This is a genomic window from Flavobacterium sp. N1719, from assembly GCF_025947045.1.
In the GTDB taxonomy this organism is placed as follows: domain Bacteria; phylum Bacteroidota; class Bacteroidia; order Flavobacteriales; family Flavobacteriaceae; genus Flavobacterium; species Flavobacterium stagni.
In genome coordinates this window covers 2,367,907-2,390,938 of record NZ_CP109993.1, presented here as the reverse complement: position 1 = coordinate 2,390,938, position 23,032 = coordinate 2,367,907, and the positions used below count along the sequence as shown (strand labels likewise).

At 37.8% G+C, this 23,032-nt stretch carries 19 protein-coding genes; 10 read left to right on the top strand and 9 right to left on the bottom strand.

Annotated features, from left to right (window positions below):
- Positions 1-167 precede the first annotated feature (167 nt).
- Positions 168-737: a M15 family metallopeptidase gene (locus OLM45_RS10190; protein ID WP_264509849.1), complete on the top strand. Its 570-nt coding sequence runs from the start codon at positions 168-170 to the stop codon at positions 735-737.
- Here OLM45_RS10190 and OLM45_RS10185 read toward each other — a convergent pair.
- The 7 genes from OLM45_RS10185 to tsaD form a co-directional block, all read right to left on the bottom strand.
- Complete coding sequence (locus tag OLM45_RS10185) at positions 734-1,912, bottom strand: THUMP-like domain-containing protein (RefSeq protein WP_264509848.1); 1,179 nt, start codon at positions 1,910-1,912, stop codon at positions 734-736. The genes OLM45_RS10190 and OLM45_RS10185 overlap by 4 nt on opposite strands.
- Complete coding sequence (locus OLM45_RS10180) at positions 1,913-3,004, bottom strand: AI-2E family transporter (protein ID WP_264509847.1); 1,092 nt, start codon at positions 3,002-3,004, stop codon at positions 1,913-1,915.
- 79 nt (positions 3,005-3,083) lie between these two features.
- Complete coding sequence (locus tag OLM45_RS10175; protein WP_264509846.1) at positions 3,084-4,046, bottom strand: zinc metalloprotease; 963 nt, start codon at positions 4,044-4,046, stop codon at positions 3,084-3,086.
- 83 nt (positions 4,047-4,129) lie between these two features.
- On the bottom strand, positions 4,130-4,771 hold the full coding sequence (locus tag OLM45_RS10170) for a DUF4159 domain-containing protein (RefSeq protein WP_264509845.1): 642 nt from the start codon (positions 4,769-4,771) through the stop codon (positions 4,130-4,132).
- Positions 4,768-5,961: a thioredoxin family protein gene (locus OLM45_RS10165; protein ID WP_264509844.1), complete on the bottom strand. Its 1,194-nt coding sequence runs from the start codon at positions 5,959-5,961 to the stop codon at positions 4,768-4,770. Before OLM45_RS10165 ends, OLM45_RS10170 begins: the two co-directional genes overlap by 4 nt.
- On the bottom strand, positions 5,954-6,658 hold the full coding sequence (locus OLM45_RS10160; protein WP_264509843.1) for a 16S rRNA (uracil(1498)-N(3))-methyltransferase: 705 nt from the start codon (positions 6,656-6,658) through the stop codon (positions 5,954-5,956). The genes OLM45_RS10165 and OLM45_RS10160 overlap by 8 nt, the downstream gene beginning before the upstream one ends.
- Position 6,659: 1 nt before the next feature.
- Positions 6,660-7,682 carry a tRNA (adenosine(37)-N6)-threonylcarbamoyltransferase complex transferase subunit TsaD gene (gene tsaD, locus OLM45_RS10155; RefSeq protein WP_264509842.1) on the bottom strand — a complete coding sequence of 341 codons (1,023 nt, stop codon included), beginning with the start codon at positions 7,680-7,682 and terminating at the stop codon, positions 6,660-6,662.
- Between the two features lie 199 nt (positions 7,683-7,881).
- On the opposite strand from tsaD, the gene OLM45_RS10150 reads away from it, so the two are divergent.
- From OLM45_RS10150 to OLM45_RS10130, 5 genes are all read left to right on the top strand, one after another.
- Entirely contained in the window at positions 7,882-12,321 is a 4,440-nt protein-coding gene (locus tag OLM45_RS10150; protein WP_264509841.1) for a translocation/assembly module TamB domain-containing protein, read from the top strand.
- 152 nt (positions 12,322-12,473) lie between these two features.
- On the top strand, positions 12,474-13,460 hold the full coding sequence (gene pfkA / locus OLM45_RS10145) for a 6-phosphofructokinase (RefSeq protein WP_129461129.1): 987 nt from the start codon (positions 12,474-12,476) through the stop codon (positions 13,458-13,460).
- A 30-nt stretch (positions 13,461-13,490) separates the two neighbouring features.
- Positions 13,491-14,492 carry a type I glyceraldehyde-3-phosphate dehydrogenase gene (gene gap / locus OLM45_RS10140; RefSeq protein ID WP_129461130.1) on the top strand — a complete coding sequence of 334 codons (1,002 nt, stop codon included), beginning with the start codon at positions 13,491-13,493 and terminating at the stop codon, positions 14,490-14,492.
- 71 nt (positions 14,493-14,563) lie between these two features.
- A complete protein-coding gene (locus OLM45_RS10135) occupies positions 14,564-15,415 on the top strand; it encodes an N-acetylglucosamine kinase (protein ID WP_264509840.1) in 852 nt (283 codons plus the stop codon).
- Positions 15,416-15,494: 79 nt separating this feature from the next.
- Positions 15,495-15,866, top strand: a complete 372-nt coding sequence (locus OLM45_RS10130; RefSeq protein WP_264509839.1) for a methylglyoxal synthase — start codon at positions 15,495-15,497, stop codon at positions 15,864-15,866.
- A gap of 1 nt (position 15,867) precedes the next feature.
- On the opposite strand, the gene OLM45_RS10125 is transcribed toward OLM45_RS10130, so the two are convergent.
- Together OLM45_RS10125 and OLM45_RS10120 are read right to left on the bottom strand one after the other, a co-directional pair.
- Complete coding sequence (locus tag OLM45_RS10125; protein ID WP_264509838.1) at positions 15,868-16,248, bottom strand: RidA family protein; 381 nt, start codon at positions 16,246-16,248, stop codon at positions 15,868-15,870.
- A gap of 1 nt (position 16,249) precedes the next feature.
- Positions 16,250-18,847: a putative LPS assembly protein LptD gene (locus OLM45_RS10120; protein WP_264509837.1), complete on the bottom strand. Its 2,598-nt coding sequence runs from the start codon at positions 18,845-18,847 to the stop codon at positions 16,250-16,252.
- A 132-nt stretch (positions 18,848-18,979) separates the two neighbouring features.
- Between OLM45_RS10120 and OLM45_RS10115 the strand changes: the two genes are divergently transcribed.
- From OLM45_RS10115 to OLM45_RS10100, 4 genes are all read left to right on the top strand, one after another.
- Complete coding sequence (locus OLM45_RS10115) at positions 18,980-20,149, top strand: N-acetylmuramoyl-L-alanine amidase family protein (protein WP_264509836.1); 1,170 nt, start codon at positions 18,980-18,982, stop codon at positions 20,147-20,149.
- A 33-nt stretch (positions 20,150-20,182) separates the two neighbouring features.
- Positions 20,183-21,139, top strand: a complete 957-nt coding sequence (locus tag OLM45_RS10110) for an MlaD family protein (RefSeq protein WP_264509835.1) — start codon at positions 20,183-20,185, stop codon at positions 21,137-21,139.
- A gap of 5 nt (positions 21,140-21,144) precedes the next feature.
- Positions 21,145-22,470, top strand: coding sequence for a (Fe-S)-binding protein (locus OLM45_RS10105; protein WP_264509834.1), 1,326 nt, complete (start codon positions 21,145-21,147; stop codon positions 22,468-22,470).
- A 98-nt stretch (positions 22,471-22,568) separates the two neighbouring features.
- On the top strand, positions 22,569-23,015 hold the full coding sequence (locus tag OLM45_RS10100; protein ID WP_129461138.1) for a phosphoheptose isomerase: 447 nt from the start codon (positions 22,569-22,571) through the stop codon (positions 23,013-23,015).
- Positions 23,016-23,032: the final 17 nt, after the last annotated feature.

The following is a 23,032-nucleotide window of genomic DNA, read 5'->3' as shown; positions in this document are numbered from 1 at the left end:
TCTAAATGGGATAAAATTATATGGATTTGGATTGTTTTTTTACTAAAAACTTTTATCGATGTGTTTCTATAGCTTTGCTAGGCATACTTATTAATTCGTGTAGTGTTAAATCACCTATAATTTCCAACAAAGATTTTATTAAAAACAATTACATTAATTCCAAATCCTTGGCCATCTACGAAGGGATTCACGACACTGCTTTCGTTCGTTTACGCAATTATGAAGGCGTATTCCTGTTTGATATGAAATATGCTTCGAAGGATAATTTTTTGAAAACGCAAGTGTATGACTGTGCTGAATGTTATTTGCGAATGAAAACCGTTCGCAATTTAATTGAAGCCAACAATGAATTTTTACAGTTAGGCTATCGTATAAAAATTTTTGATTGCTACCGTCCACTGGATATCCAAAAGAAGATGTGGAATATCATGCCCGATGCCGATTATGTCGCCGATCCTAAACGCGGTTCCATTCATAATCGAGGAGGAGCCGTTGATATTACATTAGTAGATTTGAATGGTGCCGAATTGGAAATGGGAACTTCTTTTGATCATTTCGGACCCGAAGCAGCCCATGCCTACAAGAAACTTTCCAGCAAAGTGAGAGCCAATAGAGCGCTATTGAAAGAAATTATGTTGCGCCACAATTTTCGCGCTTTCAAATCGGAGTGGTGGCATTATAACTTGGCCGAATCCATCAAAGATCCGTTGGCTAATTTTAAATGGGATTGTCCTTAAATTTTTTGGGTAAAAAGAACTGCTTTTTTCTGATCCCTAAGGGTGACAAAAAACACATAATCATCACCACCGTCTTTTATCTTCCCTTTTTTCCGAATTTCTTCCACAGTCTCTGGAAAGTTACGTGTCGCTACATTGAATTTTTTACCGCTCATACTTTTTAATATTGCTTTGGAATACTCTTCCATTCGAGTTATTTGAAAGCGACGACCCGGAAAATCTATTAATTCGGAACTTGTGAATAAATGCGTATGCGGATGGAGTTTCTTTAATTGATGCAATTTTGCTAGTCCGTTTTGAATCCCTGACTTTAATACAGCTGCGTTGGGTTCGTACAAGTAAGTAAGCGGTAATTCACAATCCATAGCTACGTTTTCTCCAAAAATAGTGGAAAACGTTTCCACCTGTTGATCTTTTGCGATGGAATCCGCATGGATGGTTATCGGACCCGTCCAATCTTTTTCCAAAAAAAACAACAATTCTTTCACTTCATTAAGATAAGCAACTACGCGAACTTCTTTGACAAATTCAAGTTCGCGAATCGCGGAAGTGATGTCAAGAATGGGGGCGACTTTAATTAAAATTTGGTTTGTAAATTTCCAATAGTCGGTTACTAATTCAGGTACATTGGGTTCGCAATCAGCCAATAGAAAAACTTTGCCTTTTACCTCATGTCTTCGGGATGGATCGATGTAAATCCAATCTACAGTTTTGTTATTCTTTTGAAGCCAATCCAAACCATCTCTGTTCACGCAAGTGATGTTGTTCACGCCCAATTGCGAAAAGTTGTGCTCCACAATTTCGCTGAGTACGGCTTGGTGTTCACAATGATAAACGGTTGCTATTTTTTTTGAAAAATAAAAACTATCCACACCAAAACCTCCCGTTAAATCTACTAATGTTTCTCCTGAAACAAAGTTGGATTTGAATGCTGCTGTAACTTCTGAAGAAGTTTGTTCAATCGAAACTTTGGAAGGATAAAGAATGTTTTCGGATTCAAACCAAGTCGGTAGTTTGTTTTCCGCTTTATTTTTAGCTTCAATTTGATTTAAAATCAATTTATAATCTATTGATGGAAATGGATTCTTTTTTAAAGCCAATTCATTGATTGCACCTTTTAAATGGGATTGAATAAAGGCTTGGATTTCAGGTTGTAATAATGATTTCAAAAGCATTTAAATGTTTTTAGTAAACAACTGAATCCAAGTTGTGTCTGGGAAAAATTCTTTAGCGATCACTTTTAAAATTGTAAACACGGGTACAGCAATAATCATCCCTGGAATACCAAACAACATTCCAGCAATCAATACCACCAAAAAGATTTCTAATGGATGGGAATTCACACTTTTCGAGAAAATGATCGGTGAGGTAATGTTGTTGTCAATAAATTGCACCAACGTAAATCCAATCAGGACATATAAGGTTGTGGGCAAAGTAACGGCTGAAAAATCGGAGTTAATAAAAGAAAGCATGGTTAATATACCCGCAACGGCTGTTCCAATCAAAGGTCCCACATAAGGGATAATGTTTAATAAAGCACACAAAAACGCAATAATAAAAGCATTGTCTACACCAAAAATGAGAAGTACAACCAGATATAACACACAAACAACGCTGAGTTGGATAATTAATCCAATAAAATAGCGACTTAATAATTCGCGAATTTTATCGACTGAATTTAATATTTGATCTTCATGCGAATCGGGTAAAATACGTTTTGCGATTAGTATAAATTGCACTTTGTCTTTGAGAAAAAAGAACGTGATAAAGAACACCGAGACGATTCCAATTCCGATACTGCTTATGGTATTTATTAAAGAGTTTAAAAAATCGGTGATGGAATTAAACTTAATTTTTGAAGTGAGATCGGTTTCTTTAAGAATGCGATCCATGTCCATGTTATGGGAATTCAAATAAACATCCAATTGGCGGTACAACTCTAATGATCGGGTTTCAATGGCATTAGCATTCAAAAGCGATAATTTATTTCCCTGATCAATGATTAACGGTACAAAAAGGGAGGCTAATCCTATCAAAAGCATGATAAATAGCGTTAACGTAAAAGCAACAGCCAGAGTATTTTTAAATTTTAATTTTCGTTTTAAAAATTCGACAATAGGATTGGCAATTAAAGCGAGTACTAAGGAAATGAGTAAGTAAACGATTACCGTCTGAATTTGATAGATGAAATAGACGCCTAAAACTAAAAGTAGAAGCACGCCTATTGCGCGTAATATTCCATGGGCAATCATTTTGGACGTAATCATAACTCAAAATTTAAAGTGTAAAAATAAAAAAACCTGACTGAAATAATTCAATCAGGTTTTGGAAATAATATTTTAAATATTATGGCTGAGCAAAAGAGTTACGTGCACCACCTGCAGCAAAAATGGCGTCCATTCTTGCTTTTTGACCTGCTGTAAACATATACATTCCACGGTCATCAGTATAATCCATGTAGTTCATGGTCATTTCAATTGGTGTACCTGTACATGTGCTGTAATGTGGATAAGTTGGAACACCATAATTCGCAGTGTTGTGTTGTGGTGTATCAGCCACTAAATCAGATCCACAAGTAGCATCACCCCAAATGTGACGTAAATTCATCCAGTGACCTACTTCGTGAGTCGCTGTACGGCCTAAGTTGTACGGATAATTGGCAGTGCCAGAAAGTCCGAAATATTTTGAATCAATTACAACACCATCTGTTGCAGACGAACCGCCAGGGAATTGCGCATATCCTAAAATTCCACCTCCAATTGTACAAACCCACATGTTTAATTTAGTAGTAGGTGAAGTTGGAGCTAAACCTCCTTGATTCGCTTTTTTCATAGCATCACGGGTTCCCCAAGAAGTTTTTGTCGTTGATTTACGAATGACTTGATCTAAAACAAATGAGATTCCAACATTGGCTTTTACCCCAGAGAAAATTGCAGGAACTTGGTTGTAATCACTGTTGGTTGCATTGTAATCTTGATTCAAGACATTAATTTGTGATTGAATTTGAGTAAGTGAAATATTTTCCGCAGTTGTTCTGTACAACACATTTACAACAACTGGAATTTCAATTTTACCATTTACTAAACGAAAAGCAGATGGATTTTTTTGATATTCATCTGTGAATCGTTCGATATCTTCCATTCGTTGTAAAAGTGAAGGATCTTCAGCAATTTGACGCATTAAAACATCATTGGAAGCACAAGAACGCTTAGCATTTTGAGTGTTTGAAACACCCGAGTTGTTTTGTTCTTCACTTTGACAAGAGAATAAAGCAAGCGCTGTAGCTACGCAAACAATCAATTTTTTCATAAGTTTTACAATTTGTTTGGTTATTTGCGCAAATTATAAAATTATGTGTATTGTGCGGAAGATTTCCTTGTTTTTTTTACAATTTAATTGTTAAAAATGTAGTTGATAATGTTTGCGCCCATTTTTAATGCTTTTTCTCGAACCTCTTTAGGGTCGTTATGGACATCGGCATCTTCCCAACCATCGCCCAAATCGCATTCAAAAGTATATAACAAGACCAATCTATTATTTTCAAAAATTCCAAATGCCTGTGGTCGCTTGGCATCGTGTTCATGAATTTTGGGTAATCCATTAGGGAAAGAATTGGGCCCAGTAAAAATAGGGTGATTCGCAGGAATTTCTTGTAGTGCTTTGTCGGGAAAAATGCGTTTGATTTCTCTTCGAATGTACTCATCCATGCCGTAATTATCGTCAATATGTAAAAAACCTCCGGATAACATATAGTTTCTTAAGTTAGTGATATCGGCCGGACTAAATACGACATTGCCATGTCCTGTCATGTGCACAAAGGGATAGGAAAATAAATCCGGACTCGAAGGTTCGACCGTCACGGGTTTATTCTTGATATGTGTGTTGATAGAAGCATTGCAATATTTGATCAAATTAGGTAATGATGTAGGATTGGCATACCAATCGCCACCACCGTTGTATTTCAAAAGTCCAATTTCTTGAGCCTGAATTCCGAAGCTGAGTAATCCAACTAAAACAATCGCTATTCGTTTCATTTCGTGGCTTTGATTTCTTGAATTATTTTATCACTTTCCAAGGTGCTCCAGCCCATATTGGCCGACCATTTTTTTGCTTTTTCCGCTTCTTCAAGGGCTTTTGCTTTATTTTTCACTTTGAGATACAATTTTGCCGCAACCAAATGTTTTTCAGCATTCTCTGAAATCTCGATCGCTTTTTGAATCCATGTAATTGCTTTTTCTAGAGCAATCGGATCTTTTATATAATTCAAATACACGGAGGCTATTTCAACAAGTTGGTTGCTATCTTTTGCTGCAAAATCGTCTGTTTTTGCTTGGGTAACGGCAACATATTTCTTCCAATCTTGGGTATTGGCATAAATCTGAGTGTCGTATTTAAACAACATCGAATCTGTTTTGCGCAAGTGAATTTTTTCAGCGTAAGGTCTGCGTTTGTTGTAAGTCAAAGTGTCTGAAGCATCCACATACGCTCGCAAATTATCTTGCACCATAAAAAGTATTTTTTTCTCTACTCGCGACGGACTAGCGGCTTTTCCAAATTCGGTTTGATGATCTAAAATGAACTGAAATTCAGGGGCTTCAATAGTGTTAATGCCATTGGCCATCACCCGCCAATTAAGTTCGGTAAATAAATTTTCTTTGGCTTGGGTTGCCAAGTATTTTTGGGTAACTTCAGTCGCATCAAAACCGGCTTTTCGCACGGCAGTGATGAATTTTAAACACTTATCGGCATTAGAAGGTTCGGCATTGAATACGGCTTTTAGCGTTTCATATTGATTGTCATTTTGAAGGAGTTTATTGCCTTCCTCCAAAAAACTTTCTTTTTTCATTTCACCCGAAAACCCGCCTAAATACACTTCTTTGTTAGACAAAAAAGCGAAAGTAGGATAGGAGCGAACTTTAAAAAGTTTATTGAATTTATTTTTTAAGGCATTTCCCGCTTCCGATTCGGCATCAATGGCTACGGTTATATAATTGGAGCCGTAAAACAAAACAACATCTGTATCTACAAGTACCGAACTTTTCATTTTTTTGCAATGTTCACACCAATTCGCATAAAACATAACCACTAAAGGTTTGTTTTTTTCTTTAGCTTCATTTTGAGCTTCAAAATAATTTCGGTCTTTAAAAATCATATTGGATTGGGCAAAACCACTGAATCCAAACAATAGAAAGAAAAATAGCAACTGTTTTTTCATCTTATTCATTATTGAAAACCACACTATGACAAGCGACCACCGCCGCTGTTTCTGTTCGTAATCGGGTGGCACCCAAAGTTACCGGAATGAAATTGTTTGACAAAGCCATTTCAATTTCTTTAACAGAAAAATCGCCCTCGGGTCCGATTAACACCAAAACATTTTGATTTTTTACCAACGCTTCTTTCAAGGATTTTTTATTGGTTTCCTCACAATGGGCAATGAATTTTTGTCCCGAATACGCTTGGTCTATGAACTTTTGAAAGCGAATGGGTTCGTTCAATTTAGGTAAAAAATATTGATTGGACTGTTTCATGGCCGAAACCAAGATTTTCTCCATTCGGTCAACTTTCACAACAGTTCGCTCCGAATTGTCGCAAAGAATAGGTGTTATTTCAGAAATTCCAATTTCGGTAGCTTTTTCCAAAAACCATTCGTACCGTTCGTTCATTTTGGTAGGCGCTACAGCCAAATGTAAATGCGTTTTATTAGGTGCTGTTGTATGAACTTTTTGAATGGATACCGTACATTTTGAGTCAGAAGCAATGGTGATTACTGTTTCAAACAAATTCCCTAAACCGTTTGTAACGTGAATACTATCGCCTTCTTTTTTACGAAGGACTTTAATAATGTGTTTGCTTTCTTCGCGATCAAAGGTGAATGAAGTAGCCTCGGGCGTAAGTGTCGGAGTGTAAAATAATTGCATCTTAAAATTCAATTCGTGCTTTGGCAACCACATCAGTTGCCGTGAAACGTTCTTCCAAATAACGGTGGTATCCTACAATTCCAATCATCGCTGCATTATCTGTAGTGTATTCAAATTTAGGAATAAATGTTTTCCAGCCGTATTTAGATTGAGCGTCAACTAAAGTTTGACGAATTCCCGAGTTGGCCGAAACACCACCGCCAATAGCAATTTGGTTAATTCCTGTAGTTGCCACCGCCAACTTCAGTTTTTCCATTAATATTTCAATGATGATGTGTTGAATTGAGGCACAAATATCGGCTTTGTTTTCTTCAATAAAATTTGGATTTGCCGCTTGATTTTTTTGAATGAAATATAAAATTTGTGTTTTTAGGCCCGAAAAACTGAAGTCCAAACCGTCCACTTTGGGTCGAGTAAACGGAAAACGCATCGGATTTCCTTCCTTAGCCAATTGATCAATCAACGGTCCGCCAGGATACGGTAACCCTAATATTTTTGCCGATTTATCAAATGCTTCTCCAACGGCATCGTCAGTCGTTTCACCGATGATTTCTAAATCAAAAAAACTGCTAACTTTCACAATTTGAGTATGTCCACCAGAAATGGTTAACGCCAAAAAAGGAAACTCAGGCATCGCAAAACCTTCTTCTTTGATAAAGTGGGCCAAAATGTGCGCATGCATGTGGTTCACCGCAATTAAGGGAATGTTTAATGCCATGGCCAATGACTTCGCAAATGAAGTTCCAACCAATAGGGAACCCATTAATCCTGGGCCTTGAGTAAATGCCACAGCACTTAATTGATCCCTTGTTATACCCGCTTTTTTCAAAGCAACATCAACCACAGGAACAATATTTTGTTGGTGCGCTCTTGAAGCCAATTCCGGGACAACACCACCGTATTCTTCATGAATATGTTGCCGCGCTACCACATTGGAAAGTACCACATTGTCTTTCAAAATTGCGGCCGCTGTGTCGTCGCACGAACTTTCAATGGCTAAAATATAAATTGGAGGAGTACTCATTAGGCACAATTTTTGTTTAAATTTGGTTTAAACCGCGTAAAACCTGTATTTTTACATCGATTACAAAAGTACATTATTTCAGGTTTTCATCGCCCGTACAAAATTAAATTTGAAAGAGAAAAAACCAAATATACGTTTACAGAAGATTAGAAAAATAACAATCAGGGTACTTTTATCCGTGTTGATTTTGCTAATTCTTTTGGCTATTGCACTTTCTCTTCCCTTTGTACAAACCAAAATCGCCCAGCATTTTACCGAACAATTAAACCGCGATTATCATGTCGATATTCATGTGAGTCGGGTCGAAATCAATCTTTTTGGCGGTGTTCAACTCAAAGAAGTTCTCGTAAAAGATGCTTCCAAAGACACTTTAATTTTTGCCAATCGCATTGGTACTTCCATCACCGATGCCAAATCGTTATTGGACGGGAATTTGTATTTCGGTAAAATGAAGGTGGATGAATTGTTGCTGGATGTAAAAACCTTGAAAGGCGAACGCGACACGAACCTAGATAAATTTGTGGCAGCCTTTGACGACGGAAAAAAAGCTTCGGGTAAATTTAGAATGGTTTCCAAAGAAATTACGTTGGTAAATAGTACGTTTCGTCTAACTGATTATAACCGGAAAGTGCCTAAAGACGCTGATTTCACCAAAATTAACGCCGTAATTTCCGATTTTAAAATCAAGGGTCCGAATGTGTATACCCACATCGATTCCATGTCGTTTTTGGACCATCGCGGACTTTTTATTACCAATCTTTCATCTCAATTTACGTACACCAAGCAAAACATTCGTTTAGAAAAAACCGATTTAAAAACGGAGGAATCCCATTTCAAAGGCGATGTGATTTTGCGCTACGAACGCAAAGATTTCGCCGATTTCAATAATAAAGTTCGCTTCGATGTCAACACTGAATTAGCCTCCATTTCAACCAATGATATTCGTTGTTTTTATAAAGAAATGGGTAAAAACAACCGCATCACGTTTTCGGGTAAATTGGATGGCACACTCAATAATTTCACCGCAAAACGATTGTATCTAAAAGACCGATTAAATTCTGAAATTGCCGGAAATGTCAACTTTAGAAATTTATTTGCAACACGTGGAGAAGGAGATTTTTATATGAAAGGCCGCTTCAAAAAAGTGTCCTCCAATTACGAAGATTTAACGGCTTTGTTACCCAATGTTTTAGGAAAAAAACTACCTTCTTCATTAGCCAAATTAGGGCAATTCCAACTTTCGGGTGATGCCGAAATTACGCCCAAATCAATAGACTCTAATTTTGAACTTTCTACTTTACTAGGTCAATTAAGTGCCGATATGGTGATGACCAATATTGATAATATTGATAATGCTTCCTACTCGGGCGTTTTAGTCATGAACCAATTTGATGTGGGAACATTTTTAGGCCGGAACGATCTCGGAAAAGTGAGTTTAAATGTAGCGGTAGACGGTAAAGGATTTGTTGAAAAATACTTGGATGTTCAGTTTTCAGGTGGCGTGCAAAGTATCAACTATAATGGCTATACCTATCAAAATATTCTTGCTGACGGTAGTTTTAAAAAGCCAATCTTCAAAGGAAAAGTTAATATAAATGATCCCAATTTATTCTTTGACTTCGATGGAATCGTTGATTTAAGTAAAAAGGAAAACCGTTATGATTTTCATGCGCGTGTGGATTATGCCAACTTGAAAACACTCCGCTTCTTATCCGATGATGTGGCCGTTTTTCGCGGCGATATCGTCATGAAAATGAATGGAAATTCGTTGAATAATATGAAAGGGGATGTGGTGTTTACCAATGCCTCTTACATCAACAAGAAAAACCAATACTTTTTCGATTATTTGTCGTTGAATTCGAGTTTTAATGCAAGTGGCGAACATGAAGTGACGCTGTATTCTCCTGATGAAGTGAGCGGTAAAATTCAAGGTAAATTCGAGTTTGAACAAATTTCCAAAATGGTGGAAAACTCCTTGGGAAGTTTGTATACCAATTACCGTCCCAACAAAGTGAAATCGGGGCAATATGTGAAATTTGAATTCAAAGAATTTCACAATATCATTGAAATCATCAATCCAAAAGTGACCTTCAGTGAAGATGCTGAATTGAGTGGCATCATTCGCAGTGATCAAAATGATTTTAAAATGGATTTAAAGTCCAAATCGGTTGATGTTTACGGAAATCATTTGGACAATGTGTTGGTAGACATTGACAATAAAAATCCGTTGTACAACACTTATGTACAAATGGATAGCATCAAAACAAAGTACTATAAAATCCGCGATTTTTCGTTAATCAACGCCACTTCAAAGGATACGCTTTCATTCCGTACCGAATTCAAAGGTGGGGAAAAAGGCAACGACTTTTACAATTTGAACTTGTACCATACCATCGATGCCAACAAACAAAACGTGGTGGGATTCCGAAAATCAGAGGTGATGTTCAAAGATTTCTTGTGGTACATCAATGAAAAAGAATACGAGAAGCACCGCATTGTTTTTGATAAAAAATTAAGCAATTTTAAATTTGATGAGTTGGTGATTTCCCATGAGGACCAATTCATGAAATTGAATGGCGGTATCAGCAGTCAGGGCGGTTCCAAAGATTTACAGCTCACATTCCATGATGTCAATTTGAACAAAATCACCCCCGATGTCAAACAATTTACCTTTGAAGGGAAAGTAAATGGGGAAGTGAACATCAAGCAAAATAATTCAGTTTACCAACCCACAGCTCAGCTGCAAATAGAAGATTTGTTGGTGAATGATAACGAATTAGGGAATCTGGATTTACAGATAAAAGGAAATGATGATTTTTCCAAATTTGATATTCACTCCACCATTGAAAATAAATTGTTACGTTCGTTTACCGCAGAAGGGAATTTACGTACCCAAAGCGGTGAAACCTTTTTGGATTTGGATCTAAATTTCCAACGTTTCAATCTAGGCGTATTGGATCATTTGGGAGGAGAAGTGTTATCGAATATTCGCGGATTTGTTTCGGGGAATGCCCGTTTGGACGGCAATATCAACAATATCGATTACAACGGTCGGTTGTTTGTAGACGATGCTGGAGTGACAGTTCCGTATTTGAATGTGGATTATAAAATTCAGCCCAATTCCATTGTAGATGTGACGCAAGACCGCTTCATTATTCAAAAAGCCCGAATTTTTGATTCCAAATACAATACTGAAGGAACGCTACAAGGCTTTGTTAAACACAAACAATTCGGCAATTGGGAATTGGATTTAAATATTGCCTCTGATAAAATTTTAGCCTTAGATACGAAAGATAGCGAGGATGCGGCTTATTTCGGAACCGCTTTTATTGACGGTTTTGCTACAATTAAAGGTCCGACCGAAAATTTGGAAATCAATATGGTGGCCACTTCGGTGAAAGGAACCGACATCAAAATCCCAATTAACGATGCCGATGCCGTGGCTGAAAATAATTACATCCATTTTGTAACACCTTTAGAGAAGAAAGGGCAAACGACCAAGGATGTTGAATTTATTCGCAATTACAACGGATTGCAAATGAATTTCGAATTTAATATTACCCCTGTGGCCAATATTGAAGTGATATTAAACCGTGAATCCAAGCACGGTATGCGCGGTACAGGAGTAGGAACTTTATTCATGAATATTAATACCTTGGGTAAGTTTGAAATGAACGGTGACTTCCAGGTTTGGGATGGTTATTATAACTTCAAATACGGCGGATTAATCGATAAAAAATTCAAAGTAAAACGCTACGGTTCGATTGTTTGGGACGGAAATCCGTATCGCGCCCAATTGAATTTAGAAGCGGTTTCTCAAAACATTACGGCAAACCCTGCAGTACTTATCGAAAATGCCTCGTTTAATCGCAAAATTCCGGTAGAAGTAGTGATTTCTTTAAAAGGAACTGTATTAACACCAGAACCTGATTTTGCCATCAATTTCCCCAATGTGAGTTCGGTTATTCGCTCTGAAATAGAAACGAAGTTAAGTGATAAAGATACACGCCAAACCCAAGCGCTTTATTTACTATCTACAGGCGGTTTCTTGAGTCCAGAAGGTTTGAGTCAGTCGCAAATCACCAACAGTTTCTACGAAAAAGCTGGCGCTCTTTTTGGCGATTTGTTCAATGATAAAGAGGGTAAGTTTATTGTTGATGTTACTTACAGTCAGGCTGATCGGACTTCTTTAAATCCTACAGATGGCCGTTTGGTAGCCAATATTACTACACAAATTAACGATCGTATTACCATCAATGGTAAAGTCGGGGTGCCTACAGGCGGTGTTTCTCAAACTGCCATTGTCGGCAACTTTGAAGCCTTGTACCGCGTAAATGAAGACGGGACATTGAATTTGCGTTTGTTCAATCGTGAAAACGACATCAATTATATCGGTCAAGGAGTAGGGTATACGCAAGGTGCCGGTATTTCGTATGAAGTCGACTTTGATACGTTTAACGAATTGATTAAGAAAATCTTCGGCAAAAAAGCAGTTCAAGTTTCTACTGCAGGCCATGATGTTCCCGCAGATTCGGGCTATTTCCCGGATTATATCGATATGAATACAAAGCCGGAAAATAAAAAACCGGAAGAAACTACCCCTAAGCCTAATCAAGAGGCTGTTCCTCAAGACGATTAAGTCTCATTTTGAGAATTTCGCTTTTTTTTCTGTAAATAACTAGAAACTTATCAACGAAAACGTTTGAATTTTACCGATTTTTTCAAATTGGTAAAAAGTCAGTATTCTATATGGGTTTGGTTTGCTAATTTTACAATACAAAAGTGAGGATTATGTCAAAAAGAATAAAAAAGATTGGTGTACTAACTTCGGGTGGTGATTCACCTGGGATGAATGCCGCCATTCGTTCAGTAGTACGCGCCTGCGCCTATTACAATGTAGATTGTATGGGTATTTACAGAGGATATCAAGGAATGATTGAAGGTGACTTCAAAGAAATGGGGCCCCGTTCTGTACATAACATTGTCAATAAAGGAGGAACCATTTTAAAATCTGCCCGTTCCAAAGAATTCATGACGCCCGAGGGAAGAGCCAAAGCGTTTGAGAATTTAAAAGAAGCAGGAATTGAAGCCTTAGTGGTTATTGGTGGAGACGGTTCTTTTACAGGAGCTGAAATTTTCAACCGCGAATACCATGTTCCCGTAATCGGAATTCCAGGTACCATTGACAATGATATTTACGGTACGAGCCATACCTTAGGTTACGATACCGCTCTAAATACCGTGGTTGAAGTGATTGACAAAATTCGTGATACTGCGAGTTCCCATAACCGTTTGTTCTTTGTGGAAGTGATGGGCCGTGATGCCGGTCATATCGCTTTGAATACGGGAATTGGTGCGGGAGCAGAAGAAATTTTAATTCCTGAAGAAGATTTGGGATTGGAACGTTTATTAGAATCGTTACGCCGCAGTAAACTTTCAGGAAAATCTTCCAGTATTGTTGTCGTTGCAGAAGGCGATAAAATTGGTAAAAATGTATTTGAATTGAAAGATTACGTTGAACAAAATTTACCCGAATACGATGTTCGCGTATCCGTTTTAGGACACATGCAACGCGGGGGCTCTCCTTCTTGTTTTGACCGTGTTTTGGCTTCTCGTTTAGGGGTTAAAGCCGTGGAATCTTTATTAGAAGGAAAATCCAATTATATGGTCGGTTTAATGAATGATAAAGTAAACCTGACGCCATTAGAACAAGCAATTAAAGGTCATACTGAAATCGATTTGGAATTACTTCGCGTTTCAGATATCATGACTACTTAATAAATTATAAACTAAAAAAATCTAGAAAAAATGTCTAAAGTAAAATTAGGAATTAACGGTTTTGGTCGTATTGGTAGAATCGTTTTCAGAGAAACCTATAATAGAGACAACGTAGAAGTAGTAGCCATCAACGACTTGTTGGATGTGGATCATTTGGCCTACTTATTAAAATATGATTCGGTTCACGGACGTTTCAACGGAAAAGTAGAAGTGAAAGAAGGTAAATTGTATGTAAATGACAAACACATTCGTGTGACTGCTGAAAAAGATCCAGCTGTTATTCAATGGGATGCAGTAGGAGTTGATGTTGTTGCAGAATGTACCGGTATTTTCACCACTGTTGATTCGGCTCAAGCACATATTAAAGGGGGGGCTAAAAAAGTAATCATTTCTGCACCTTCAGCCGATGCACCAATGTTCGTAATGGGTGTAAACCATAATGAAGTTAAACCTACCGACTTGATTGTGTCGAATGCTTCATGTACAACCAACTGTTTAGCACCATTAGCCAAAGTAATCAATGATCATTTTGGAATTGTGGAAGGATTAATGACAACCGTTCATGCTTCTACTTCAACACAAATGGTAGCCGACGGACCTTCACGTAAAGATTGGCGTGGTGGTCGTGCAGCTAGCGTAAACATTATCCCATCTTCAACTGGTGCGGCTAAAGCAGTAGGAAAAGTAATTCCTTCTTTAAATGGAAAATTAACAGGAATGTCTTTCCGTGTGCCAACAGTAGATGTATCAGTAGTGGATTTGACTGTGAAATTGGCAAAAGAAACAACCTATGAAGAAATCATGGCTGTTTTGAAAAATGCTTCAGAAAATGAAATGAAAGGTATTCTTGGCTTTACTGAAGACGATGTAGTTTCACAAGATTTCGTGGGTGATTCTCGCACATCAATTGTAGATGCTAAAGCAGGTATCGGATTAACATCGACTTTCTTCAAATTAGTTTCTTGGTATGATAATGAATACGGCTATTCTAGCAAATTAATTGACTTGTCTGTTCATATTGCCAATTTATAAAACCTATTAAAAAATCCCGTGTTGAGACAAATCAATGCGGGATTTTTTGTTCGCTAACCAAACCAAATTGTATGAAATTATTAGTAGATAGTGGGTCAACCAAAGCCGATTGGATTGCTATTGATGAGAATGGAAAAGTACTTTTCACCACGCAATCGTTAGGTTTAAATCCGGAAGTGCTCGATAAAGAAGAAATTATCGCACGTTTGGATGATAAATTTGATATTTCCCACAATAAAGATAAAGCAACGCATTTGTTCTTTTATGGCGCCGGTTGTGGAACCGACCGTATGAAAAATTTCTTAACCGAAGTGTTTGAAAATTATTTTTCTAAAGCCGCTGTTGTTGTTCATGAAGATACCTACGCCGCAGTGTATGCTACTACACCCAAAGATGAAGAAGCTATCGTTTGTATTTTAGGAACAGGTTCTAATTGCAGTTATTTTGACGGAAAAGTGTTGCATCAAAAAGTGCAATCACTCGGCTACATCGCCATGGATGATTGTTCGGGTAACCGTTTTGGACGTCATTTGATTCGCGGGTATTATTTCAATAAAATGCCGAAAGATTTGGCTTTAGAATTTGAAGAAGAATACAATGTAGACCCCGATTACATCAAGCATAATTTGTATAAAGAACCCAATCCGAATGCGTATTTGGCCACATTCGCTAAATTTTTAATCAAGCACAAGGACACGGAATTCTGCAAACAATATATCGAAATGGAAATGGTGGATTTTGTAGAAAATTACATCATGCAGTTCGAAAATTATAAAGAAATCCCCGTACATTTTGTAGGTTCGATTGCTTTTTATTTAAAAGATGAATTGACCACAATATTAAATCGTTATGGCATTACAATAGGCAATGTATTGCGTCGACCTATCGACGGTTTGATTGCCTACCATGTTTTAAACAAATAATTAAACCGACAACACAACAACGTACAACCCCGAGATATCGGGGTTTTTTTATTGTAAATTTGTAAAAAAATACAATTCAATGGAAATTGCAATTATTGCGCACGACGGAAAGAAAGCGGACATGGTTCAGTTTTTAAATAAAAACAAAGCAACCTTAAGTCAGGACGAAATTAAAATTATCGCTACGGGAACAACTGGAGGAAAAGCAGAAGCTGCGGGGTTTAAGGTTAAACGATACCTTTCAGGTCCGTTGGGGGGCGATGCACAAATTGCCGCTCGAGTTGCTGAAGGGAAAACCAAAATGGTTTTGTTTTTTAAAGACCCAGGTTCGAGTCATCCCCATGATGCCGATATCAATATGTTAATCCGAATTTGTGATGTGCACAATGTACCGTTGGCGACCAACGAAGCCACGGCTCAATTGTTATTGGATGCCATAAAAAAACCGTGAATTACTTCACGGCGATCATCGAAATTTCGACATTGACATTTTTAGGCAGGCAAGCCACTTGAACCGTTTCACGAGCTGGAGCGGTTTTTTCGTCAAAATAACTACCGTAAACAGTGTTTATTCGGGCAAAATCACCCATATTCATGATGAAAATGGTGGTTTTAACGACATGTTCATATCCCATTCCAGCCGCTTCCAAAACTGCTTTCATGTTTTCCATGACTTGTTTCGTTTCGGTTTCAATATCATTAAGTACCAATTCGCCACTTTCAGGATGCAACGCAATTTGACCCGAAGTGTATAAGGTATTCCCAATTAACACGGCTTGATTATAAGGTCCGATTGGCGCAGGCGCTTTTTTTGTAAAAATAATTTGTTTCATATTAACGTAAAGTTCGGTCAGGTTGTGAATTTTTATCCCATTTAATATCGCTCAACATTCCAGATTTGATTCCAATAAAGAATCCCCAATACGGATTTAAGCCAAACGGGCTCCAATTGAAATTCATGCTCCAACTGTCCAAATCACGGTTGATGCGCAATTGGGTAAATGTGACACCTTTGTTTTGGAAATCGTAGCCTGTTGAAGCTCCTAAAGTCCATTTGGATGTCAGCGTTGTATTGGCAGAAATCATCAATGAATTTCCGGTTATTTTATTTTCACCCAAAGCATTAGAATAGGTGAGGGCATAGGCTAAATTGATGTCCCATGGTATAATAGCGTTATAAAATCCGGCAAACGTATCTTTTTCTTCTTCGTTTTCATCCGTTCGATTCGGTTCTTTATTAGAACCGAAAAGGTCATCATTGCGACCGCCGTTGCGTAAACCTTGGGTATTTTCTTTCTGACTGCCATCACCGGCACTATTAAACGAATAATTGATGGTAATGTTGGCACTGGTCATGCGAAGAAAACCGCCATCATTCCATACATATTTATCAACACGAACTTTTTCATCGTTTAAGACATAAGGGTCAAAAACCGCTGCAAAATTGACATTCATTTTTTGTTTGAACAATGCGGTACCTCCCGTCATTCGGAAGGCATCCAACTTAAATCCATCGGCGGCAAAGTTGTAGCGTGTGCCAAAGGTTAAATTGTTCAATAAAAAGATTTTTTTCAATTCAGTTTTCGTCGAGTCTTTGTCCTTTACTTTGGCTTCTAAAACATTCACTAATGAAAAATCCAAAGCGTTTGCCAAAGCACTTGTTGGGGCACCATAAATGCCACTTTCAAATCGGGTATAGCGCAATACAGTCCCCGCGGCATCCGAAGTGTAATTTTGGAAATATTGATTAAATCCTGGAGTGTAATTGTGGGTTAATGTAGGTCGCATGGTATGACGAATGGACTGCAAACGCCCTTTTCCTTTAAATTTAAAGGTTCCGTAAATAGAGGTTCCCACCGAATTACTGATGGAATAAGTGCGGAAAGCATCAAAGCCATTGACCGTTGTTGAAACTACCGCACTGGCTGCAGCATCATAATCTTTGCGAATGGTTTTATTCACCCATACTTCGTTATAATTCAACGAACTGGTAAAACTAAAATATTGGAATACTTTAAAGTTGGTTGACAAGGGAAGGGTATGCTGCATTCCCATTTGCCCGTTTTTAAACATTTCTGATTTAAAAAAGATGTCTTCTTTTACATTGTATTGGTTTCTACCATTGACATTGTATTGGAAGTTAATGTTTTGAATGAACCCTTTTTTAATGCCACTTTTCGGTGCAAACGGATATACACGGTCCATACTCGCTTGTAAAGTAGGTAGGGTCAAACTGATCATTTGACTCTGGTTGTTTTGTGTATGGTTGGCCGAAGTGGTAAAATTAATTTGCGGTACCGTTTTAAATGTCTTGGAAAAGGTTACCGACGAACTCAAGGTATTGTTTAACTGGGATCCTAAGTTAGCTAAGTTTAAAGATTGTTGGAAATACTTACTACTTCCTAAATTCACAGAAGCCGAGAATCGTGAATTGGGATTGGATTTAGGATCTTTGGAATGATTCCATTGAATATTGTAAATATTTTGCTTGGCATAACCTGGAAATCCGCGTTCGCCTGTAATTTGATTTTCAAAACGAAGACTGAAAGCGCCGGTAAAATGGTAGCGACTGCCGTAATTGGTTTCTGCGCGCAAGGCATAACTACCATTCGTATAATAATCGCCTAATAGCGCCAAATCGTAATGATCACTTAATGCAAAATAATAGCCCCCGTTTTGTAAAAAGAACCCCCGAGAATTACTTTGTCCGTAGGCCGGAATGATGATTCCTGATCGCGCTTTTGTGGTGATGGGGAAAAAAGCAAACGGAACCGCAATGGGTGTTGGTACATTGTAGATGTACATGTTGGTGAATCCGGCTACGACTTTTTTACCGGGAACAAATTTCATTTTTCGAACCAAAAAATAGTATTCCGGATCTTCTAAGTTCGCAGAAGTTGTAACCCGAGCCCCTTTCATGTAATAGGTGGAGTCGTTTTCTTTTTTGGTTTTTTCCGCTTTAATATACATCTCCTGTTGTTTAGTGCGGGAATTCCAAACTAGGGCTTTTTTGGTTTTAAAATTGAAACGAATGGAATCCGGTTCGATCACATTGCCGCCTTGTTTGAAAACGGGATATTGAATGAAATTTCCAGCAGTATCCTTTAAACGTCCGGCGTAGACTTCATTTTTTTTATAATCAAAAACAATGATTCCGGCTTTTAATTCATAATCTTGGTATTTCAACACCGCCTCATCCATCAAGGTGATGATTTGCTTTTTTTGATCAAATTTCGCGTAAGATTTCCCGAAATATTCGACTTTGCTTTCAAGATATTTCTTCTTTTTTAAAATCGTATCGGTTGAAATAACTGTGGCATTTTTTACGTTAGAAGTAGGTGCGGTATTCGTTTCCTTTTGACCATAAAGTACTGCGTTTCCTTTTGTTAGAAACACTATGGATAAAACGATATAAAATAACTTTGTGCGCAAACGGATTAATACTATTTTTGTAAAAATATGGCCTGATTTTTGACGGGCAAACTTACATATAATTTCGTCAAAAATAGAGAATAATTAATTTTATACTCGTTGGGTTTTAATTAAAATTAACGTTTAAATACCATGAATCAACGCATTAGCACGATAATCACCTGTTTTTTTGTTCTACTATTTTCATTGTCAGCGGCTTGGAGTCAAAATGGAAAATTTAAAGTCGCACTCGATGCCGGACATGGCGATCACGACTTTGGAGCGGTTTACAACGGACATATTGAAAAAAACATCAATTTGGCCATTGTTTTGAAAGTGGGTAAATTGTTGGAAAAGCACAATAACATTGATGTGATTTACACCCGTAAAACCGATGTTTTCGTGGATTTGATCGAAAGAGCCAACATTGCCAATCGTGCGGATGCCAATATTTTCGTGTCTGTGCATTGCAATGCAAACAAAAATACGGCTGCGGATGGTACTGAAACCTATGTGATGGGTATGTCGAAAAACGCTTCTAATCTTGAAGCGGCCAAACGAGAAAATGCCGTAATCACGATGGAGAAAGATTACAAGCAAAAATACGAAGGCTTTGATCCTAAAAAGCCAGAATCCATGTTGGGAATGACCATTATGCAAGAAGAATTCTTAGAGAATAGCATTGCATTAGCCGCTAAAATTCAAGATAATTTTGTCAAATTACTCGGCAAGAAAAGTCGTGGTGGCGGTGTAAAACAAGCACCATATATGGTTTTGCATAAAGCCTATATGCCTAGGGTATTGATTGAAACTGGATTTGTTTCCAATCCAGTAGAAGGGGCGCGTTTGGATTCAGAAGAAGGACAAAGTGAAATTGCTGAAGCGATTTACAAAGCGATTTTGAGTTATAAAAAAGATAATTTTGACGGGGAAGATGCCGCTTCAGACAATGTAAAACCTTCTCAACGAGTAGAAGAAGTAATTGTGAGTACACCCGTGAAAAAGGATTCAGTCGTTAAGAAAACAGAGCCCAAAAACGTTCCTGTGGAAAATGAAAAACCTACCAAAGGGGTGGTTTTCAAAATTCAAATTTCGGCGAGTGCCAAAAAATTAGAAACCACGCCGTCTAATTTCAAAGGGCTAAAATCCATTTCCATGACGCAAACGCCTGCGGGACTTTATAAATATATGTACGGTGAAACGGCCAATTATGAAGAAGCGAAACGATTGTTGACAGAAGCCAAAAGCAAAGGATACAACCAGGCTTTTATAATTGCTTTTAAAGACGGAAAGAGTGTTTCGGTTCAAGAAGCTTTAAAATAAAAAGTGTAACTTTGCCATCAAAAATTGTTTGTTTTGAAACTAACCCGCGAATTAAAATCAGCCGTACTTGTTATTGCCTCTATAGCCTTATTTATCTGGGGGTATAGTTTTCTTAAAGGCAGCGACTTATTAAGTAACCACAAAACCGTTTATGTGGTGTACAACAATGTGGAAGGACTTGAAAAATCTGCACCTGTAACCATTAATGGACTCACTGTTGGTAAAGTAAGTGCCATTACTATTGATAATGAAACGGCAAAAATTCGAGTGGAACTACAATTGACTACTGATTTTCCAATAAAGTCTTCCAGCAAAGCTGAAATTTATGCACCGAGTCCGATTGGAGGTAAACAAATTGCTATTTTACCTGGAACTACCGGTCAAGAAGTGGAAGATGGTGCGACCTTAACTGCTTCAGAAAAATTAGGATTGACCGATGAATTAGCCCGTCAAATCGAACCGTTAAAAGATAAGATTGTTAAGTTGTTAGACAATGCCAATACGATGTTGGAAAACTTCAATCAGGTATTGGATGCTAACAGCAAAGCGCACTTGCGAAACAGTTTGGCGAATTTAGATGCGACGATTGCTACATTTAAAGAAACGGGCGAACAAGCCAATACACTTTTAGCTGATAATCAGAAGAAGATTGGAAATACCCTTACCAATGCTGAAAAAACATCGGCCAATTTTGCAAAAATTTCCAATGATTTGGCACAGTCCAATTTGAAGGAAACCGTTGCAACGCTTGATCAAACATTAATTAGTGTTCAAAAAATTATGAGTGACCTAGAATCAGGCAAAGGTTCGATGGGTAAACTCATGAAAGACGATCAATTATATACTAATTTTACTAAAACCTCCAAAGAACTCGAACTGTTGTTGCAGGATTTGCGATTGAATCCGACACGCTATGTGAATGTTTCTTTGTTTGGTAAAAAAAATAAGCCCTATGTGGCTCCCGTAAACGATTCGAATAATAAAAAGTAAGTGAGATGAGCTTTTTAGTCAATATTTTCTTCGCGATTATACTAACCCTTGGATTTGGTTATTTTGCAATCAATGTAAAAAAGTTAGTGCGTAATATCAACATGGGACGCGATGTAAATCGTTCCGATAATTCAAGTGCCCGCTGGAACAATATGTTGATGGTGGCCTTAGGACAATCCAAAATGGTGAAGCGTCCTGTGGCCGGATTCATGCATATTTTAATCTATGTGGGTTTTGTGATTATCAATTTAGAATTGCTTGAAATCATTATTGACGGATTGTTTGGTACCCATCGTGTATTTGCATTCTTGGGCGGATTCTATAGTTTCTTGATTGGTTCTTTCGAAATTTTAGCGGTTTTAGTTCTTGTAGCGGTTGTGGTCTTTTGGGCACGCCGTAATGTGTTGAAATTGGGTCGTTTTGCTAATCCTGATTTAAATGGCAAACCCCGCAAAGACGCCAATTATATTTTGTATTTCGAGATTGTTTTGATGTCGTTGTTCTTGTTGATGAATGCCGCTGATTTTTGGTTGCAACAAGCCGGTGTAGAACATTATATTCAAGCGGGTTCTTTCCCAATCAGTCATTTTATTAGTCCGGTTTTCAATGGTTTGAATGAAGGAACGGTGGTGATGTTGGAGCGCACCTTTTGGTGGATGCATATTGTTGGGATTTTGATTTTCTTGAACTATTTATATTATTCCAAACATTTGCATATTCTATTGGCGTTTCCAAATACCTATTATGCAGATTTGAATGCTAAAGGGAAAATTGACAATTTGGAAAGTGTAACCAAAGAAGTCCAATTGATGATGGATCCCAATGCCGATCCCTTTGCGGCTCCTGCACCAGGTGCTGATGAAGCGCCGGCTAAATTTGGAGCAAGTGATGTTATGGATTTGAATTGGGTTCAATTATTGAATGCTTACACCTGCACCGAATGTGGGCGTTGTACATCCTCTTGTCCGGCAAATCAAACGGGTAAAAAATTATCTCCCCGAAAAATCATGATGGATACACGTGATCGATTGGAAGAAGTGGGAAGAAACTTAGATGCCAACAAAGGTGTTTTTGTGCCTGATAATAAAAGTTTGTTGAACGATTACATTACACAAGAAGAGTTGTGGGCCTGTACTTCTTGCAACGCTTGTGTGGAAGAGTGTCCGGTAAATATCAGTCCGTTGTCCATTATTATGGATATGCGCCGTTATTTAGTTATGGAACAAAGTGCGGCACCGCAATCGTTGAATGCCATGATGACCAATATTGAAAATAACGGTGCGCCTTGGCAATACAGTCAGATGGATCGTTTAAACTGGAAAAGTGAGTAAGTCGATGCATTGCATCAAAAAATAATGATAATTTCCATTATGTGAGGGCTTGGGAATTGTCAAATGAAAGTGAAATTTTTAACGCAAAAATTAAAAAAATGAAAGCGGAAGACATTGAAAAGTCTTTGCAGTCCATTACAGAAAACGGACAGCATTTAAGCCCTATTTTACCGGAAGGTATAAAGAATTATTTAATTGATATCGACGGAACCATTTGCGACGATATCCCGAATGAAGAGCCGGAGCGTATGCTAACCGCAGAAGTTTATCCGGATGCTTTGATCACATTGAACAAATGGTATGAAGAAGGTCATGTGATTTTTTTCTTTACCTCGCGTACCGAAGCACATCGTGAGTATACGGAAACTTGGTTGAAAAAACACGGTTTCAAATACCACGGAATTTTGTTTGGCAAACCGCGTGGAGGAAATTACCACTGGATTGACAACCACTTGGTAAAAGCGACACGTTACCGTGGAAAATTTACCGATTTAATTGAAAAAGAAGTGACCATCCAAGTTTTTGACGATGGGAAACACGAATAATTAAGACATAAAACAAG

Coding starts and splice junctions, on each gene's coding strand:
- OLM45_RS10185 (WP_264509848.1), bottom strand. CDS start 1,912: ATGCTTTTGAAATCATTATTACAACCTGAAATCCAAGCCTTTATTCAA.
- OLM45_RS10180 (WP_264509847.1), bottom strand. CDS start 3,004: ATGATTACGTCCAAAATGATTGCCCATGGAATATTACGCGCAATAGGC.
- OLM45_RS10175 (WP_264509846.1), bottom strand. CDS start 4,046: ATGAAAAAATTGATTGTTTGCGTAGCTACAGCGCTTGCTTTATTCTCT.
- OLM45_RS10170 (WP_264509845.1), bottom strand. CDS start 4,771: ATGAAACGAATAGCGATTGTTTTAGTTGGATTACTCAGCTTCGGAATT.
- OLM45_RS10165 (WP_264509844.1), bottom strand. CDS start 5,961: ATGAATAAGATGAAAAAACAGTTGCTATTTTTCTTTCTATTGTTTGGA.
- OLM45_RS10160 (WP_264509843.1), bottom strand. CDS start 6,658: ATGCAATTATTTTACACTCCGACACTTACGCCCGAGGCTACTTCATTC.
- tsaD (WP_264509842.1), bottom strand. CDS start 7,682: ATGAGTACTCCTCCAATTTATATTTTAGCCATTGAAAGTTCGTGCGAC.
- pfkA (WP_129461129.1), top strand. CDS start 12,474: ATGTCAAAAAGAATAAAAAAGATTGGTGTACTAACTTCGGGTGGTGAT.
- gap (WP_129461130.1), top strand. CDS start 13,491: ATGTCTAAAGTAAAATTAGGAATTAACGGTTTTGGTCGTATTGGTAGA.
- OLM45_RS10135 (WP_264509840.1), top strand. CDS start 14,564: ATGAAATTATTAGTAGATAGTGGGTCAACCAAAGCCGATTGGATTGCT.
- OLM45_RS10130 (WP_264509839.1), top strand. CDS start 15,495: ATGGAAATTGCAATTATTGCGCACGACGGAAAGAAAGCGGACATGGTT.
- OLM45_RS10125 (WP_264509838.1), bottom strand. CDS start 16,248: ATGAAACAAATTATTTTTACAAAAAAAGCGCCTGCGCCAATCGGACCT.
- OLM45_RS10115 (WP_264509836.1), top strand. CDS start 18,980: ATGAATCAACGCATTAGCACGATAATCACCTGTTTTTTTGTTCTACTA.
- OLM45_RS10105 (WP_264509834.1), top strand. CDS start 21,145: ATGAGCTTTTTAGTCAATATTTTCTTCGCGATTATACTAACCCTTGGA.
- OLM45_RS10100 (WP_129461138.1), top strand. CDS start 22,569: ATGAAAGCGGAAGACATTGAAAAGTCTTTGCAGTCCATTACAGAAAAC.